This window comes from Winogradskyella sp. ABM4_392 (assembly GCF_056160445.1).
In genome coordinates this window covers 389,591-405,033 of record NZ_JBSWXE010000001.1, presented here as the reverse complement: position 1 = coordinate 405,033, position 15,443 = coordinate 389,591, and the positions used below count along the sequence as shown (strand labels likewise).

Below are 15,443 nucleotides of genomic sequence, written 5' to 3'. Positions count from 1 at the left end.
TGCTGATTATTTAAAATAAAAGAAACCATAGATTTTGGCTATGGTGTAAAAAATTTCCAAAACACAAGTCAACTTTTATACATTTGCAAAAATTTAATTCAAACTACAATATGAAAAGAGCAATTGCCTTATTAATTATTTTAATTTCATTTTCGTCTTGCCAGGAGCAACAAAAAATTGGATTTATAGACAGAACAAAAGCCATTAACGAATATCAAGCTAAAAAAGATATTGAAGATAAATACAAGCCCAAAAATGACGCTTATATAAAAAGACGTGACAGTTTGGTAAAACAATTTGAATTTGATTATCAAAACGCAGCCGTGAAAGCTCAAAGGATGAGTCCTAAAAAACAACAAGAATTAGCTCAGGAGTTTCAACAAAGAGATGCGTTATTAAGACAACAAATTCAGTTTGAAAAAGAAGAATTAGAAAAAGAGTTTACAACTGAAATTGATTCAGCAATGTCAAAGTTTAAAACCTTTGTTAAGAATTATGGCAAAACAAATGGTTACACTTTTATTTTAGGTACTAGTGACTTAACAAATTCTGTAATGTATGGATCTGAGACTACTGATATTACAGATGCTGTAATTAAGGCATTAAATGAAGATTATAAAAAGTAATTAATACTTACTAAATAAAGCAAAATTAGCCGAGCTTATGCTTGGCTTTTTTTATGAAGCAAACGTGTAAGCTTTATGGATAAATCTGTAAGAATTATCTTTGAGCTACCGTTACGTTCAATATGATATATGGCATCTTGTATTTCGTTTGAGATATCCATAATATTGGCATCGTGTACAAAAGGAGCAAACTTTTCTAGTTGAAAATTTTCAGAACGCGGTTCTAGGTATACGAGGTCATTTGCACTATAATTAAGAAGCAATGCTTGTCTAAAATAATTAAGGCAAAACGCCAAAAATTTCTTCTGAGTTTCACGACCAGTTTTAGCAATTTCTTCAGACCAAGAAATTAAATCGTGAATGGCTTTTTTATTACCCTTAGCCTTAAACGCAGATCGTACCCAAAAAACAAACCATTTTTCAAACTGAATATCTTCACTATCTTGGTAAATAAGGTCGCAAGCCTTATTGTAGTTGCCATTTGCCTGGTGTGCAATTCTACTGGCAACTGATTTTTCTATGTGGTAATTTTCAACTAAAGCATCAGAAATAACGTCCTCTGCTAGAGGCGGAAAATGTAAAATTTGACAGCGAGATCTAATTGTATTTATAATCTGTTCTTCGTCTTCTGCAATGAGTATAAAAATGGTTTTCTCTGGTGGTTCTTCAATTAATTTTAGCAACTTATTAGCGGCAGCAGTATTAATTTTTTCTGCCATCCAGATAATCATTACCTTATAGCCACCTTCGTAAGACTTTAAGGATAAAGACTTTACGATTTCATAAGCTTCGTCGACACCTATTTGACCTTGCTTATTGTCTACACCAAGTAATTTATACCAGTCAAAAAGATTTCCATAAGGTTGTTCTTCAAGGAGTTGCCTCCATTCTTCCAAATAAAAATTAGAAACAGGCTTACTTTTTACCTTGTCGCTTGTTGTTACAGGAAAAGCAAAATGTAGATCTGGATGAGAGAAATTTTTAAATTTTAGATTACAAGATTCATTGCCACCTAAATTTTCACCATTGGTATTATTACATAAGATATACTGCGCATAGGCTATTGCCATTGGTAAAGTTCCAGAGCCTTCAGGACCAACAAATAATTGGGCATGTGCAATTCTACCTTCATCTACACTTTTAGTGAGGTGATTTTTAATGTGGGTTTGTCCTAAAATCTTTGAAAACTGCATGTGGCAAAACTAGTAATATTTTATGGTTTTAAAATAGATACACTTATACTATGTTACTACTTGGTTATTTTCTGCTTTTATTAAAACTATACAGTTGGCTTTTGAGCAATATGCGTGTATATTTGTAACACAAATTTTATATAAAATGAAGACACTAAACGATTTCAATTTCAAAGATAAAAAGGCATTAATTAGAGTAGATTTTAACGTGCCATTAAACGATAATTTTGAAGTAACTGATGCAACAAGAATTGTTTCAGCAAAACCAACAATTATTAAAATTTTAGAAGACGGAGGAAGTTGTGTCTTAATGTCTCATTTAGGTAGACCAAAAGGAGAACAAGATGAATTCTCTTTAAAACACATCATATCTAAGGTTGAAGATATACTTGGTGTTGAAGTGAAATTTGCATCAAATTGTGTTGGTGCAGAAGCAGAAGAAAAAGCCAATACGTTGCAACCTGGTGAAATCCTATTGCTTGAAAATTTACGCTTTCATGAAGAGGAAACAAAAGGAGATAAGGGCTTTGCCGAACAACTATCTAAACTAGGAGATATCTATGTAAATGATGCTTTTGGTACAGCACATAGAGCACATGCGTCTACAACAATAGTAGCACAGTTTTTCCCAGAGTCTAAGTGCTTTGGTCATTTATTAGCAAAAGAAATCGAGAGTATTAAAAAAGTATTAGAAGATGGCGAAAAACCAGTATTGGCAGTACTTGGTGGTGCAAAGGTGTCTTCAAAAATTACAGTTATCGAGAATATTTTAGATAAAGTAGATCACCTTATTGTTGGTGGTGGAATGACTTTTACCTTCATTAAAGCTTTAGGTGGTAAAATAGGAGATTCTATTTGCGAAGACGATAAAATGGAATTGGCTTTAGATATTTTAAAACAAGCTGAAGCTAAAGGGGTTAAAATTCATTTACCTGTAGATGTTGTTGCTGCAGATGCTTTTAGTAATGATGCAAATACGCAGATTTGCGATGTAAGACAAATACCAGATGGCTGGCAAGGTTTGGACGCAGGACCAGAGTCACTTAAAATTTTTGATACGGTTGTCAATGAAAGTAAAACTATACTTTGGAATGGACCTCTTGGTGTTTTTGAGTTAGAATCATTTTCAAAAGGAACAATAGCTTTAGGAGATTCTATTGCAAGTTCTACTAAAAACGGAGCATTTTCATTAGTTGGAGGTGGTGATTCTGTTGCGGCTGTAAAACAATTTGGTTTTGAAGATAAAGTGAGTTACGTAAGCACTGGTGGTGGTGCAATGTTAGAGAGCCTAGAAGGAAAAACATTACCAGGTATTGCAGCAATTTTAGAGTAATCGAAATACTAAAATTAGATGCTCAACTTTTTAAAATTGAGCATTAGTTATAAAAAGTACTATTTTTAGACCTACCAACGTTACGTATAGTAGGTCTTTTTTTAAATATATGCATTACAAATACAACATCTTTATACTTCTTCTTTGTTTGCTAACTATTGGGTTTTCGCAAACAAAGAGCGATACAATTATTCCAACTCATAAAGCGGGAGATTCCATAATTGATGGAAAGTCGCTTAATAGCGGTAAAATTATTCCAGCTGAACCAGATACTCTCAATATTAAAGACCTTAAGGATCATCCTGAAGCTGCAGAATTAGATCAAAAATGGCTTGAAGAATTATACAGTAATGCACTTTATGATACAATATATAAGTCAGTCACAGAGCTTACATATGAGCCTGTTGACTACCCAGAGTTATCAACCGACACATTAAAGGCAAGATTAGAGCGTCTTAATGCGCGAACACCATTTAATGTAGAGTACAATCCGTCTTTAGAAAGCGTTATAAAACGCTATTTAAAACATAGAAGAACGTCTCTGGAACGATTAATGGGATTAAGTCATTTTTATTTTCCAATGTTTGAGGCAGAATTTGATAATTACAACATTCCACTCGAAATGAAGTATCTATCGATTGTAGAATCTGCATTAAAACCAAGGGCACGATCTAGAGTAGGTGCAACTGGTTTATGGCAGTTTATGTTTGGCACAGGAAAAGAGTACGATTTAGATGTAAGTAGTTATGTAGATGAGCGTAGCGACCCAATACGTTCTACAACAGCAGCAGCAAAATATTTATCGCGATTGTACAAGATTTTTGGTGATTGGGATCTAGCACTAGCAGCTTATAACTCGGGTCCAGGCAATGTAAATAAAGCCATTAGACGATCTGGTGGATATAAAAATTATTGGAACATTAGGGCAAATCTACCACGAGAAACAGCAGGTTATGTTCCTGCGTTTTTGGCAACCATGTATATTTTTGAGTATGCTGAAGAACACGGTTTTAAGCCAGAAAGGCCTCCCTTTCAATTAATACAAACCGACACCATTCATGTAAAGCAAATGATAACTTTAGATCAGGTTGCAGAAACTACAGGAGTAAATATCGAAGAACTTCAGTTTTTAAACCCTTCTTACAAATTGGATATTATCCCTAAAATTGAAGGCAAAACGTATGCGTTACGGTTACCTAGAGAAGCCATAGGTGTTTTTACTACAAACGAGGATAAAATTTATGCTTTTGCAAAAGCAGAATTGGACAAACGTGAAAAACCGTTACCGCAACTTTTTAATGCAGATACTAAGGTGCGATATCGTGTAAAAAGCGGAGATTACTTAGGGAAAATTGCTAGGCGTTACGGAGTAAGGGTTAGCCAAATAAAACGGTGGAATGGTTTACGAAGCAACAATCTAAAAATAGGACAACGTTTAACTATCTACCCAAGAAAACCTGTGGCAACTACTCAGCTTGCTAAGCCCAAAACATCAGTGAGCACAAGTGGCAGAAAAACCTATAAGGTAAAATCTGGAGACTCACTTTGGAGTATATCGCAAAAATTTTCTGGAGTTTCTGTTCAAAATCTTAAAGATTGGAACGATATTAGTGGTAATAAACTCAAAATAGGAATGACACTTATTGTGTCGGAGTAATAAACCAACAAAAAATATAAATTATGAGAACGCTTTATGCACTTGTATTATGCTTATTACTAACAGCTTGTGGTGAAGAAAAGCAAGGCGATAAAAAAAGATACTTACCAGAATCTAATGGAAACTTAAATAGCATTTCCGTAGTTATAGATAACGATTTGTGGGAAGGCAAAATAGGAGAAACCATTAGAAAAACCTTTGCAGCTTCTATTTATGGTTTACCTGTAGACGAACCTATGTTTAAACTTCGCCAAATACCGCCACAAGTATTTGACGGATTTGCAACACGAAGCAGAATAATCCTTAAGATTGAAAAAGGCGAAACTATTGAGCCTACAACTAAAATTGCAAATGAGGCCTTTGCAAAACCCCAAACGGTAGCAATTGTTGGAGGTAAAACAAATGATGACATTATTTATCAAATTACCGAAGCTAAGGATAAAATAATAGATGCTTTTAATAAAGAAGAAGTCAAAGAGAAACAAAGACGTATTAAATTAGATTTACTAGATGTAAGCACAATAGAGAGTAAATTAGGATTTACTATTAATATTCCTTCTGCTTACAGAATTGCAAAAGCCGATGATGATTTCTTTTGGATTAGAAAAAATCTTAGCAACTCTAAAACTATTGAGGTTATGTTTTATGAAGTTCCATTAGAAACAATATCTCAAGGAGATAGTACTGTAGTGGATATTGTAAAAATGAGAAATAACATTACAAAAACAAGAATACCTGGAGAAGATGATATTTATATGGCAGTAGATGATGCTTACGCACCAGGAATGTTTGATGCCATTGTAGATAATAAACCAGCTTATGAAGTAAGAGGTATTTGGGAAATGAAGGGGTTTACAATGGCAGGCCCATTTATCACATATGCAATAGAAGATAAAGTAAACAAACGTTATCTTATAGCTGATGGTTACGTTTATGCACCATCATTACAAAAAGCAGAATATGTTTTTGAGCTAGAATCGATTATAAAATCCATTAAGATTAAGTAACAAAAAAAGCCAACTTTTATAAGTTGGCTTTTTTAATATACGAAATGTTTATTTTTCTTCTTTTTTATCGGAAGCTTCGTCTTTACTGGCATCTTTAAATTCTTTTATGCCGCTTCCCAAACCTCTCATTAATTCAGGAATCTTTTTTCCACCAAATAAAAGTAATATTGCTACAACAATTAATACTATTTGCCAAGGCCCAAAAGTTCCTAAAAATATACTACTAGAAATCATAACTTCAAATTTAGACTGCAAAGTTAATAATTAAACTTTAATAATAACGTTGTTGTTTTAACTTTAATAACTATTACCAATGTCGTTTCACTATTTTATTTAATTTTGTTTTAATGGCAAAAAAGAAAAAAAAAGAAAAGAAGTTTGCTAAAAAACTGCTTCATAAGTATCGTCTTGTTATATTAAATGAAGATACTTTTGAAGAACGTTTTGCAATAAAATTAACACGTCTCAATGTGTTTGTTTTAACATCAATATCTGCAATTTTACTGATTTTCCTTACGATACTTCTAATTGCGTTTACACCATTAAGAGAATATATACCAGGTTATTCTTCGGCAAAGCTCAAAAAAGAAGCTTCTATGCTTAATTATAAGACAGATTCATTAGTGCAAGAACTAGAACTTAACAAGCGCTATTATGCATCTATTAGAAAGGTACTTACAGGAGATGTATCAACAGTAGATTTTGATAGAGACTCTGTTATTGAAGCGGCAAAGAACGATCCAGAAATCCTTCAAACAACTACGAATAGAGAAGATTCATTACTAAGAGATAAGGTAGAAAAGGAAGATAAATACAATCTTTTTGACGACACTTCAAACCAAAACAACTTCGTCTTGTTTCCACCAGTAAATGGAACCATTTCAGAAGGCTACAACATAGAAGACAAACACTATGCTGTGGATGTAGTTGTTGCAACCAATACACCTGTAAAAGCTACAGCTGATGGAACAGTGATATTTGCCGAATGGACAGTAGAAACAGGATATGTTGTTATTATTGAGCACAACCAAGAGTTAATTTCTGTTTATAAACACAATGCAGCAATTACGAAGGCTCAAGGTGATTTGGTAAAAGCAGGAGAAGTTATTGCAATGTCTGGCAATACAGGCGAATTAAGTACAGGACCACATCTTCATTTTGAACTTTGGAGTAAAGGTTATCCGGTAAACCCAACCAACTTTATTGATTTTCAGTAATGCCATCGATTAAAGCAGCACTATCAAAACCGTTTGCAAAACTCATAGCAAAACGTATAAATAAATGGGCTTCTCAACCTTTAGAAACTCAAGAAAAGGTGTTTCAAAATCTTATCAAGGAAGCAAAAAATACTGTTTTTGGAAAAGATCATAAGTTTAATATGATTCAATCTTATGAAGACTTCAAAAATTTAGTTCCAATAAGAGATTATGAAGCGTTAAGACCTTACGTAGAACGTGTTGTAAAAGGAGAAGAAAATATACTTTGGAAAGGCAAGCCAATTTATTTTGCCAAAACATCAGGAACGACCTCTGGAGCTAAGTATATTCCAATAACCAAGGAGAGTATGCCAACTCATGTAGAAGCAGCACGAAATGCTATTTTAATGTATATCTATGAGACAGGAAATGCAAAGTTTGTAAATGGTAAAATGATTTTTCTCCAGGGCAGCCCAATTTTAGAAGAAAAAAACGGTATCAAATTAGGAAGGTTATCAGGTATAGTGGCACATTATGTTCCTAAATACCTTCAAAAAAACAGAATGCCTAGCTTAGAGACCAATTGCATTGAAGATTGGGAAACTAAGGTAAATGCTATTGTAGAAGAGACTGTTAATGAGGATATGAGCATCATATCCGGAATACCATCTTGGGTACAGATGTACTTTGAGAAATTGATTGAGAAGAAAGGGCAGAAAGTTGGAGACATATTCAAAAATTTCAACTTGTTTATTTTCGGAGGAGTTAATTATGAACCTTACAGAGCAAAATTTGAAAATTTAATAGGTCGAAAAGTTGATAGCATAGAGCTTTATCCTGCAAGTGAAGGATTTTTTGCGTTTCAGGATAAACAAGACCAAAAGGGCATGTTATTACAATTAAACTCTGGGATATTCTATGAGTTTATAGAAGCAGAACACTTCTTTGAGGAGAACCCAAAACGTTTTACCATTAAAGATGTTAAGCTTGGAGTTAACTATGTAATGATTATATCAACCACAGCAGGTTTGTGGGCTTATAATATTGGCGATACTGTAGAGTTTACATCTTTAAAGCCTTATAGAGTTATTGTAAGTGGAAGAATAAAACATTTCATCTCAGCTTTTGGAGAACACGTTATAGGCAAGGAAGTAGAGCAAGCGCTTAAAGAAGCTACGGCAAATACTGATGTTACAGTAAACGAATTTACTGTAGCTCCACAAATTAACCCTTCTGAAGGGTTGCCATATCACGAATGGTTTATAGAGTTTGAAAACGAACCAAAAGATGAATCAGAGCTTATCCGTAAGTTAGAGATATCACTTCAAAAACAGAATAGTTATTACTTTGATTTAATTGAAGGAAAAGTTTTAAGGCCATTGGTTGTTACTAAGGTAAAAAAAGATGGATTTCAAACATATATGAAGTCAATAGGAAAACTTGGTGGTCAGAACAAGATACCGAGACTATCAAACGACAGAAAAATAGCAAATAAGTTAAATGACCTTAAATTAACTAAATAAAGCTATATTTGCACGCTAAATAAAGTATGAGTACAGCTAAAAAAAGACACGAAAGAACAAGGGCACAAGAAAGCTCTAATGCTATAGAACGCATGTATATTACAATGCGTCATCTATTTAATCGTGGATTTTACAAACCAATGGGTGTTTCTGGTGAAACCTTGCGAGAGGCTCTTTTATTATTAAGACCAGAAATATATGGCTCTATTGGCGAAGAGAAAGCTGAATTAGATGGTTTGCTTTATGTTATAGATCGTTTACCTCAAGGTATTGAAGAATGCACCTTTATTAATTTAACAAGCGATGAAGGTTATGCAAATTCTCACTTTAAGCCAATTATACCACCTAAAAGAAGACGTAATTGTTATCGTATAGACGATGAGCAAATGAATATTGAGATTACTCGTGGACGTTCAGAAATCTATGATATTTTAACCCATCTCACATTTTTGTTTGTTGAATCGCACAAGATTAGTAAGCGAGTTTTAATTGATGAAGAAGGTTCAACGGTAAGGGATTGGCAAAAGCTTGAAAATGCAGTCATCTCAACAAAAAAATTAACTCAAAAAGAACGAGAAATTGCCATTACTCACACTGCTAATATTTTAGGTAGAACATTTAATGAGTTAACAGAAGCCTACCCTAAATTTGCTACAGATAGTCAACCAGAACGATTATTACATATAGTATATTGGCTTGGGAAATTAGCTATAGAAGAAATAGTAAAAGGCAATAAAAGAACTATTACTTTTAGCCCTGTTTTAAGGGAACGATTAGGGCATCATATCCACGGCGAGGTTTGGGCAGACAACATAAAATCTGTATTACACAAAAACGGTTTACTTCAAAGACCAATTCATATTATTAGCGCTAATATGCACAGTGTGATGAATTCCTTATTCGCCAAAGGAACACTTAGAGGCGAGGAGGCTAAAAAGAATATTTTTGAAGTTTTTGAGACCTTGAGTAGCCCAAAAAGTTCTGCAATGCGCAATAAAGTAGAGAAATCTGCGTTGCAAAACGGAATGCTTTACATTAAGGATACTTCTGGAACCAACATAGATGTTCAGATTTTTGATACAGATAAAATAGATTTTTCTAAAACAGATTTTAATTATTTAGAAACGAATAAAGGAAATAAAGCTGTAATTTTTGTTATGGATTATGCCTTCGGTGAACAGGCTTACGAGACTTTAGACGAGTTTTTAAAACCGATTAAAGTTGATGGCGAAAAAGTCCACTTAGATGTAAAGTCTATTTCTATAATGGGTAAAGCAGGAATTTTAGAAGGAGGCAAAGGAGATGTTATGATACCGTCTGCTCATATTTTTGAAGGTACTGCAGACAATTATCCTTTTAAAAACGAACTTAGTAAAGATGATTTAGCAGACTGTGGAGTTGATGTTTATGAAGGGACCATGATAACAGTTTTGGGTACATCGTTACAGAATAAAGAGATTTTAAAGTTCTTTAAAAAATCCACATGGAATGTTATCGGTTTAGAAATGGAAGGAGCTCATTATCAAAAAGCTATACAAGCTGCATCAAAAGTACGAGGAAGTATAAATGAGGATGTTACGGTCAGATATGCTTATTACGCCAGTGATAATCCTTTAGAAACAGGAAGCACATTGGCTTCTGGTGGACTAGGAACATCAGGTGTAAAACCAACATATGTGATTACAAAAAAAATACTAGAACAAATATTTAATTCTTAAATACATGAGTAAGGAAGTACCAAAAGGAACTCAAAACGAAGAAGTTGATTTAGGACAATTATTTAACATGATAGGAAGGTCTTTTGATAGACTTTTCAATTTTATTTCAACTGTTTTCAAGTCGATTTATTCGGTTATTATTTATTCTCTTCAGGCTGTAATAACTAATTTTAAAATTGTTGCTATAGTAGTTTTCTTAGCGGCTGTGTTGGGGTTTGTCTTGCAACAAACCGAAAAAGATATTTATGAATCTCAAATGTTGGTTAAACCGTATTTTGATTCAAAGTTTCAACTAGTCACAAACATTAACTACTACAATGCTTTAATCGGCGAAAAAGATTATGATCAGCTTATGTCAATTTTTGAAATTGACGAAGAATCAGCCAAACAAATTATTCAATTTGATATTCATCCTGGACCAGAGAATGAAAATGACAAGATTAAGCAATATGATAATTTTGTTAAATCAATAGACAGTGTAAGAGCCCAAGATATAAGTTTTGATGAGTTTATAGAGAACAGAAGTATTTATTCTGGGGATGTTTTTGAAATCAATGTTAAATCTTATAAAAAAGATATTTTCAGATCATTAGAAGAGGGTTTAAATTCTACTTTCACTAACACTTATTCGGTTAAAAAAATGCAAAAAAGAGATTCATTAATCTCTATAGAAAGAAAGCGCATACTTGCTTCCATAAAAGAAGTTGATTCTCTTAAGAAAGTCTACCTTAGAGTTATGGAAGAGGAATCTAAGACAAAGGAGGGTTCATATACCACTAGAGACGGAATGTCTTTTATTCAAGAAAAGACTAAGACTAAAGAATATGAATTACTTCAGGAAGAAAATAAACTACGTCAAGCCCTTAGTAAATTGGATGCTAAAAAAGTTGAGGAAGACGTTTATTTTGACACCCTTTCAAGTTTTCAAGACGTTGGTGCCAAATATACCAGTATATGGAATTTATATATTTTGGTCTTGCCAATAATTGCTTTTGCTTTACTTTGTTTAGTGTATTTAATTAAAAAATTAATAAAATATGTTTTGTCCTATGAAGGATAAGGTTGTCTTAGTTACAGGTGGTGCAGGATTTATAGGCTCTAACTTTATAGATTTTTTTTTACAAGCACACAAGCACACTAAAATTATTAATCTAGACAAGCTTACCTATGCAGGTAAGCTTTCTAATTTAACGGAAGTGTCAAATAATCAGAATTATAGATTTGTAAAAGGAGACATTTGTGATAGAGAGTTGGTTAGCGAACTATTTGAAAGAAATAACATTAATGGAGTTATTCATTTTGCAGCAGAGTCTCATGTAGATAACTCAATAGAGAGTCCGGATGCTTTTATTAACACCAATATATATGGCACATTTAATTTATTAAATACGGCTAAAAATCATTGGATGGAAGCACCTTTTAAGCCTAAAGAGGGTTGTGAAACTAATAGATTTTTACATATATCTACAGATGAGGTCTATGGCACATTAGGAAAAAAAGGTTTGTTCACTGAGAACACTCCCTATGCACCAAATAGCCCTTATAGCGCTTCAAAGGCTTCATCAGATTTCATAGTAAGAAGCTACTATCACACTTATGGCATGAATGTCGTGACTACAAATTGCAGCAATAATTACGGACCCAAACAACATGATGAAAAATTAATCCCTACAATAATAAGAAAAGCAATTAAAGGGGAAAATATTCCTATTTATGGAGACGGAAAAAATATTAGAGACTGGCTATATGTAAAAGACCATTGCAAAGGTATTGATTTGACTTTTCAAAAAGGCGTGGCAGGTGAAACGTATAATATAGGGGGTAAAAATGAAAGGGATAATCTTTATATAGCTTATAAAATATGTAAGATATTAGATGAGATAAAACCTAAAGAAACTAAATATTCAGAGCAAATAACATTTGTAAAAGACAGGCCTGGTCACGATTTTAGATATGCTATAGATGCATCAAAAATAGAAAACGAGTTAGGATGGGGGGCTGACGAGAATTTCGAAACAGGTATTTTAAAAACAATAGAATGGTATTTAAGTAAATACGAAAAAGAATGAAAGGAATTGTTTTAGCAGGAGGGTCAGGGACACGCTTAAACCCACTAACTTTGGCGGTTAGTAAACAGCTCATGCCTATTTATGATAAACCCATGATTTACTACCCTATATCAACCCTAATATGGTCCGGTATATCTGAGATTTTGATTATATCAACTCCCCAAGACTTGCCTCTATTCAAAAAATTATTAGGTGACGGTAAGAAGTATGGGTGTAAGTTTGTTTATGCAGTTCAGGAATCTCCTAAAGGATTAGCAGAAGCCTTCTTAATAGGCGAGAAGTTTATCGGTGAAGACAAAGTGGCTTTAATATTAGGCGACAATATTTTTTATGGTACAGGTTTGTCGGGACTGCTTCAGGAGAACAATGACCCAGATGGAGGTATTATTTATGCCTATCATGTTCACGACCCAGAGCGATATGGTGTCGTTGAGTTTGATAAAAGTGGTACTGCTGTGTCAATAGAAGAGAAACCAAAACATCCAAAATCTAATTATGCTGTACCAGGAATTTATTTTTATGATAACTCTGTCGTTGAGATTGCGAAGAAGATTAAGCCTAGTAAAAGAGGTGAGTTAGAAATAACAGACATTAATAAAGTTTACTTAGAAAAAGGTAAATTAAGTGTTAGTGTATTAGACAAAGGAACAGCTTGGTTAGATACAGGAACATTTAAATCTTTAATGCAAGCATCACAATTTGTTCAGGTAATAGAAGAACGTCAAGGTCTTAAAATAGGCGCCATAGAAGAGGCCGCGTACAAAATGGGTTTTATAGACGCTAATCAATTAAGAGCACTTGCAAAAAATTTAACCAAAAGTGGCTATGGCCAGCACTTGTTGAGTATAATAGAAGAATAAAATGTTAGTTGAAGAGACAAGTTTAAAAGGGTGTTATGTTCTTAAACCAGATGTTTTTGAAGATAGAAGAGGGTATTTTCTTGAGAGTTTTAACCAAAAAACCTTTATTGATGAAACTGGCTTAAATGTGAAATTTGTTCAAGATAATGAATCACAATCTTCCAAAGGCGTTCTTAGAGGATTACACTTTCAGAAAGCTCAACACGCACAAGCAAAATTGGTAAGGGTAATTAAAGGAAGTGTATTAGATGTTGCAGTTGATCTGAGACATAATTCAGAAACTTTTGGACAATATTTTTCTATAATCCTATCGGGAAAAAATAAGAAACAACTATTTGTACCTAGAGGTTTTGCGCACGGATTTTTAGTATTAGAAAATCAAACTCTTTTTAGTTATAAATGTGACAACTACTACAACAAGTCATCTGAGGGTGGGATAATCTATAATGATCAGGATTTAAACATTGATTGGCCGTTACCTAAAAAGGATTTAATTATATCTGATAAAGACTTAATACTTCCGTCATTAAAAGAAGCATTATTATGATAAAAGTAGCGGTAGTCGGAGCTAATGGGCAATTAGGGAAAACACTTCATTCTATAGTGAAAAAACAAAATAATAATTACAAGTTTTTTACTAAAGAAGAAGTAGATATAACCCAAAAAGAAGAACTATTCAGAATCTTTAGCTTAAATCAATTTGACTATTGTGTTAATTGTGCTGCGTATACAAATGTAGAAGGTGCTGAGAAAAATAGTGACATAGCTTTTAAGGTAAATTCAGAAGGCGCGAAAAATATTGCTGAAGTTTGTAAAAAGCATAATGTAACATTAATACACATTTCTACAGACTATGTTTTTGATGGAACAAGTACCGTGCCCTATAAAACTTCTGATGAAACAAAACCTGTTAACCAATATGGTAAATCAAAGTTACAAGGGGAAATAAATATCACAAGTTTATTAGAAGAACACTATATTATTAGAACCTCCTGGTTATATTCAGCCTTTGGAAAAAATTTTGTAAAAACAATTATTTCAAAAATTGAAAATAACTCGGAATTAAAAATCACAACCCTAGAAACAGGAACACCAACAAGCTGTAGAGACCTCTCCTTATTTATTATTCATATAATAGAAAAGAAAAACATTCCATATGGGATTTATAACTTTTCTGCAAAAGGAAGCACAACATGGTACTTATACGCCTTAGAAATAGCAAAAAATTTGCCTCCCAATAAGGTTTTCAATATCGTAGCAACAGAGAATTATAAAACTATTGCTAAAAGGCCGAAGTATAGTGTTTTGAATATGGACAAAACAGAATTGATTTATAAAAAAACAAAAGATTGGCAAAGTAGTCTTAGCGAAATTATTGAAGAATTAAAAAACAATAGATTCGTAAATGACTTATAATAAGTTGAATAAAATTTTACCTTTGCAACCCAAAAAATACAGTAAGTATGATTAATGAAGAATTAGATTTAGCTATCAGAGCCTCTCTTAAGGCAGGAAAGGCTATAATGAACGTATACGACTCTGCTATAGATGTAGAATACAAAGAAGATAAATCTCCATTGACAGAAGCAGATAAGAAATCTAATGATGTTATTAACTCATACTTAAGAACGACAACAATTCCTATAATCTCGGAAGAAAATAAACAAACGGATTACAATATTAGAAAAACTTGGAAAACCTGCTGGGTTGTAGACCCAGTAGATGGTACTAAAGAATTCATAAAGCGAAATGGTGAATTTACTGTTAATATTGCACTAGTAAAGAATGGAGTGCCAAAATTAGGTGTAATATATGTGCCTGCAGAAAAAACACTTTATTATGGTAATGTAGATGAAAATAAAGCATTTAAAGCAGTGTTGAAATCGCACGATTTTACAATAAACGAGATTTTAGAATTATCTAGACCTTTACAACCCAAGGATAATGCCTCGGAATTTATTCAAGTCGTTGGTAGCAGATCTCATATGAATCAGGACACTTTAGACTTTGTTGAAACATTAAAAAAAGAAGGAAAAGAGGTTGAAATTGTTTCTAAAGGAAGTTCGTTAAAATTTTGTTTGGTCGCAGAAGGAAATGCAGATGTATACCCGCGTTATGCTCCTACTATGGAATGGGACACTGCAGCGGGACAAGCTATATGTAATGCTGTTGGAATAAAGGTAATCTCAAAAGCTACAAACCAACCACTAGTTTATAATAAAGAAAGTTTATTAAACAGTTATTTTCTGGTAAGTAAGTAA

The 15,443-nt window shown here is 33.1% G+C and carries 15 protein-coding genes; 13 read left to right on the top strand and 2 right to left on the bottom strand.

What is annotated here, in order from left to right:
• The first annotated feature begins 110 nt into the window (after window positions 1-110).
• Window positions 111-626, top strand: a complete 516-nt coding sequence (locus ACXAFS_RS01685; protein WP_138432532.1) for an OmpH/Skp family outer membrane protein — start codon at window positions 111-113, stop codon at window positions 624-626.
• A gap of 35 nt (window positions 627-661) precedes the next feature.
• Here the strand turns inward: ACXAFS_RS01685 and ACXAFS_RS01680 are convergent, their stop codons facing one another.
• A complete protein-coding gene (locus ACXAFS_RS01680) occupies window positions 662-1,819 on the bottom strand; it encodes a DNA polymerase III subunit (RefSeq protein WP_475304881.1) in 1,158 nt (385 codons plus the stop codon).
• Between the two features lie 145 nt (window positions 1,820-1,964).
• Here ACXAFS_RS01680 and ACXAFS_RS01675 point away from each other — a divergent pair, with 145 nt between their 5' ends.
• From ACXAFS_RS01675 to ACXAFS_RS01665, 3 genes are all read left to right on the top strand, one after another.
• Window positions 1,965-3,152: a phosphoglycerate kinase gene (locus ACXAFS_RS01675; RefSeq protein WP_475304880.1), complete on the top strand. Its 1,188-nt coding sequence runs from the start codon at window positions 1,965-1,967 to the stop codon at window positions 3,150-3,152.
• A gap of 109 nt (window positions 3,153-3,261) precedes the next feature.
• On the top strand, window positions 3,262-4,809 hold the full coding sequence (locus ACXAFS_RS01670; RefSeq protein ID WP_475304879.1) for a LysM peptidoglycan-binding domain-containing protein: 1,548 nt from the start codon (window positions 3,262-3,264) through the stop codon (window positions 4,807-4,809).
• A gap of 23 nt (window positions 4,810-4,832) precedes the next feature.
• A complete protein-coding gene (locus ACXAFS_RS01665; protein WP_475304877.1) occupies window positions 4,833-5,816 on the top strand; it encodes a DUF4837 family protein in 984 nt (327 codons plus the stop codon).
• Window positions 5,817-5,864: 48 nt separating this feature from the next.
• On the opposite strand, the gene ACXAFS_RS01660 is transcribed toward ACXAFS_RS01665, so the two are convergent.
• Entirely contained in the window at window positions 5,865-6,050 is a 186-nt protein-coding gene (locus ACXAFS_RS01660) for a Sec-independent protein translocase subunit TatA/TatB (protein ID WP_475304876.1), read from the bottom strand.
• Window positions 6,051-6,163: 113 nt separating this feature from the next.
• Here ACXAFS_RS01660 and ACXAFS_RS01655 point away from each other — a divergent pair, with 113 nt between their 5' ends.
• Genes ACXAFS_RS01655 through cysQ form a run of 9 tightly spaced genes read left to right on the top strand, consistent with a single transcriptional unit; the run spans window position 6,164 to window position 15,443 of the window.
• Complete coding sequence (locus tag ACXAFS_RS01655) at window positions 6,164-7,033, top strand: M23 family metallopeptidase (RefSeq protein ID WP_475304874.1); 870 nt, start codon at window positions 6,164-6,166, stop codon at window positions 7,031-7,033.
• Window positions 7,033-8,535 (top strand): GH3 auxin-responsive promoter family protein, encoded by a 1,503-nt coding sequence (locus tag ACXAFS_RS01650; protein ID WP_475304873.1) that lies wholly within the window; start codon window positions 7,033-7,035, stop codon window positions 8,533-8,535. Before ACXAFS_RS01655 ends, ACXAFS_RS01650 begins: the two co-directional genes overlap by 1 nt.
• Before the next feature lie 26 nt (window positions 8,536-8,561).
• On the top strand, window positions 8,562-10,253 hold the full coding sequence (locus tag ACXAFS_RS01645; protein ID WP_475304871.1) for a DUF6909 family protein: 1,692 nt from the start codon (window positions 8,562-8,564) through the stop codon (window positions 10,251-10,253).
• 4 nt (window positions 10,254-10,257) lie between these two features.
• A complete protein-coding gene (locus ACXAFS_RS01640) occupies window positions 10,258-11,313 on the top strand; it encodes a hypothetical protein (RefSeq protein ID WP_475304870.1) in 1,056 nt (351 codons plus the stop codon).
• The gene (gene rfbB / locus ACXAFS_RS01635) at window positions 11,303-12,322 is read left to right on the top strand and encodes a dTDP-glucose 4,6-dehydratase (protein WP_475304868.1); all 1,020 of its coding nucleotides are present in this window, start codon (window positions 11,303-11,305) and stop codon (window positions 12,320-12,322) included. The genes ACXAFS_RS01640 and rfbB overlap by 11 nt, the downstream gene beginning before the upstream one ends.
• Window positions 12,319-13,182, top strand: a complete 864-nt coding sequence (gene rfbA / locus ACXAFS_RS01630; protein ID WP_475304867.1) for a glucose-1-phosphate thymidylyltransferase RfbA — start codon at window positions 12,319-12,321, stop codon at window positions 13,180-13,182. The genes rfbB and rfbA overlap by 4 nt, the downstream gene beginning before the upstream one ends.
• A gap of 1 nt (window position 13,183) precedes the next feature.
• Window positions 13,184-13,729, top strand: coding sequence for a dTDP-4-dehydrorhamnose 3,5-epimerase (gene rfbC / locus ACXAFS_RS01625; protein WP_475304866.1), 546 nt, complete (start codon window positions 13,184-13,186; stop codon window positions 13,727-13,729).
• Window positions 13,726-14,598, top strand: coding sequence for a dTDP-4-dehydrorhamnose reductase (gene rfbD, locus ACXAFS_RS01620; RefSeq protein WP_475304865.1), 873 nt, complete (start codon window positions 13,726-13,728; stop codon window positions 14,596-14,598). The genes rfbC and rfbD overlap by 4 nt, the downstream gene beginning before the upstream one ends.
• Window positions 14,599-14,645: 47 nt before the next feature.
• On the top strand, window positions 14,646-15,443 hold the full coding sequence (gene cysQ, locus ACXAFS_RS01615; protein WP_475304864.1) for a 3'(2'),5'-bisphosphate nucleotidase CysQ: 798 nt from the start codon (window positions 14,646-14,648) through the stop codon (window positions 15,441-15,443).

Bases quoted from the DNA above. Each gene is read 5' to 3' on its own strand.
- cysQ (WP_475304864.1), top strand. From the start codon at position 14,646: ATGATTAATGAAGAATTAGATTTAGCTATCAGAGCCTCTCTTAAGGCA.
- rfbD (WP_475304865.1), top strand. From the start codon at position 13,726: ATGATAAAAGTAGCGGTAGTCGGAGCTAATGGGCAATTAGGGAAAACA.
- ACXAFS_RS01640 (WP_475304870.1), top strand. From the start codon at position 10,258: ATGAGTAAGGAAGTACCAAAAGGAACTCAAAACGAAGAAGTTGATTTA.
- ACXAFS_RS01665 (WP_475304877.1), top strand. From the start codon at position 4,833: ATGAGAACGCTTTATGCACTTGTATTATGCTTATTACTAACAGCTTGT.
- ACXAFS_RS01675 (WP_475304880.1), top strand. From the start codon at position 1,965: ATGAAGACACTAAACGATTTCAATTTCAAAGATAAAAAGGCATTAATT.
- ACXAFS_RS01645 (WP_475304871.1), top strand. From the start codon at position 8,562: ATGAGTACAGCTAAAAAAAGACACGAAAGAACAAGGGCACAAGAAAGC.
- ACXAFS_RS01680 (WP_475304881.1), bottom strand. From the start codon at position 1,819: ATGCAGTTTTCAAAGATTTTAGGACAAACCCACATTAAAAATCACCTC.
- ACXAFS_RS01655 (WP_475304874.1), top strand. From the start codon at position 6,164: ATGGCAAAAAAGAAAAAAAAAGAAAAGAAGTTTGCTAAAAAACTGCTT.
- ACXAFS_RS01670 (WP_475304879.1), top strand. From the start codon at position 3,262: ATGCATTACAAATACAACATCTTTATACTTCTTCTTTGTTTGCTAACT.
- ACXAFS_RS01660 (WP_475304876.1), bottom strand. From the start codon at position 6,050: ATGATTTCTAGTAGTATATTTTTAGGAACTTTTGGGCCTTGGCAAATA.
- ACXAFS_RS01650 (WP_475304873.1), top strand. From the start codon at position 7,033: ATGCCATCGATTAAAGCAGCACTATCAAAACCGTTTGCAAAACTCATA.
- rfbC (WP_475304866.1), top strand. From the start codon at position 13,184: ATGTTAGTTGAAGAGACAAGTTTAAAAGGGTGTTATGTTCTTAAACCA.
- ACXAFS_RS01685 (WP_138432532.1), top strand. From the start codon at position 111: ATGAAAAGAGCAATTGCCTTATTAATTATTTTAATTTCATTTTCGTCT.
- rfbB (WP_475304868.1), top strand. From the start codon at position 11,303: ATGAAGGATAAGGTTGTCTTAGTTACAGGTGGTGCAGGATTTATAGGC.
- rfbA (WP_475304867.1), top strand. From the start codon at position 12,319: ATGAAAGGAATTGTTTTAGCAGGAGGGTCAGGGACACGCTTAAACCCA.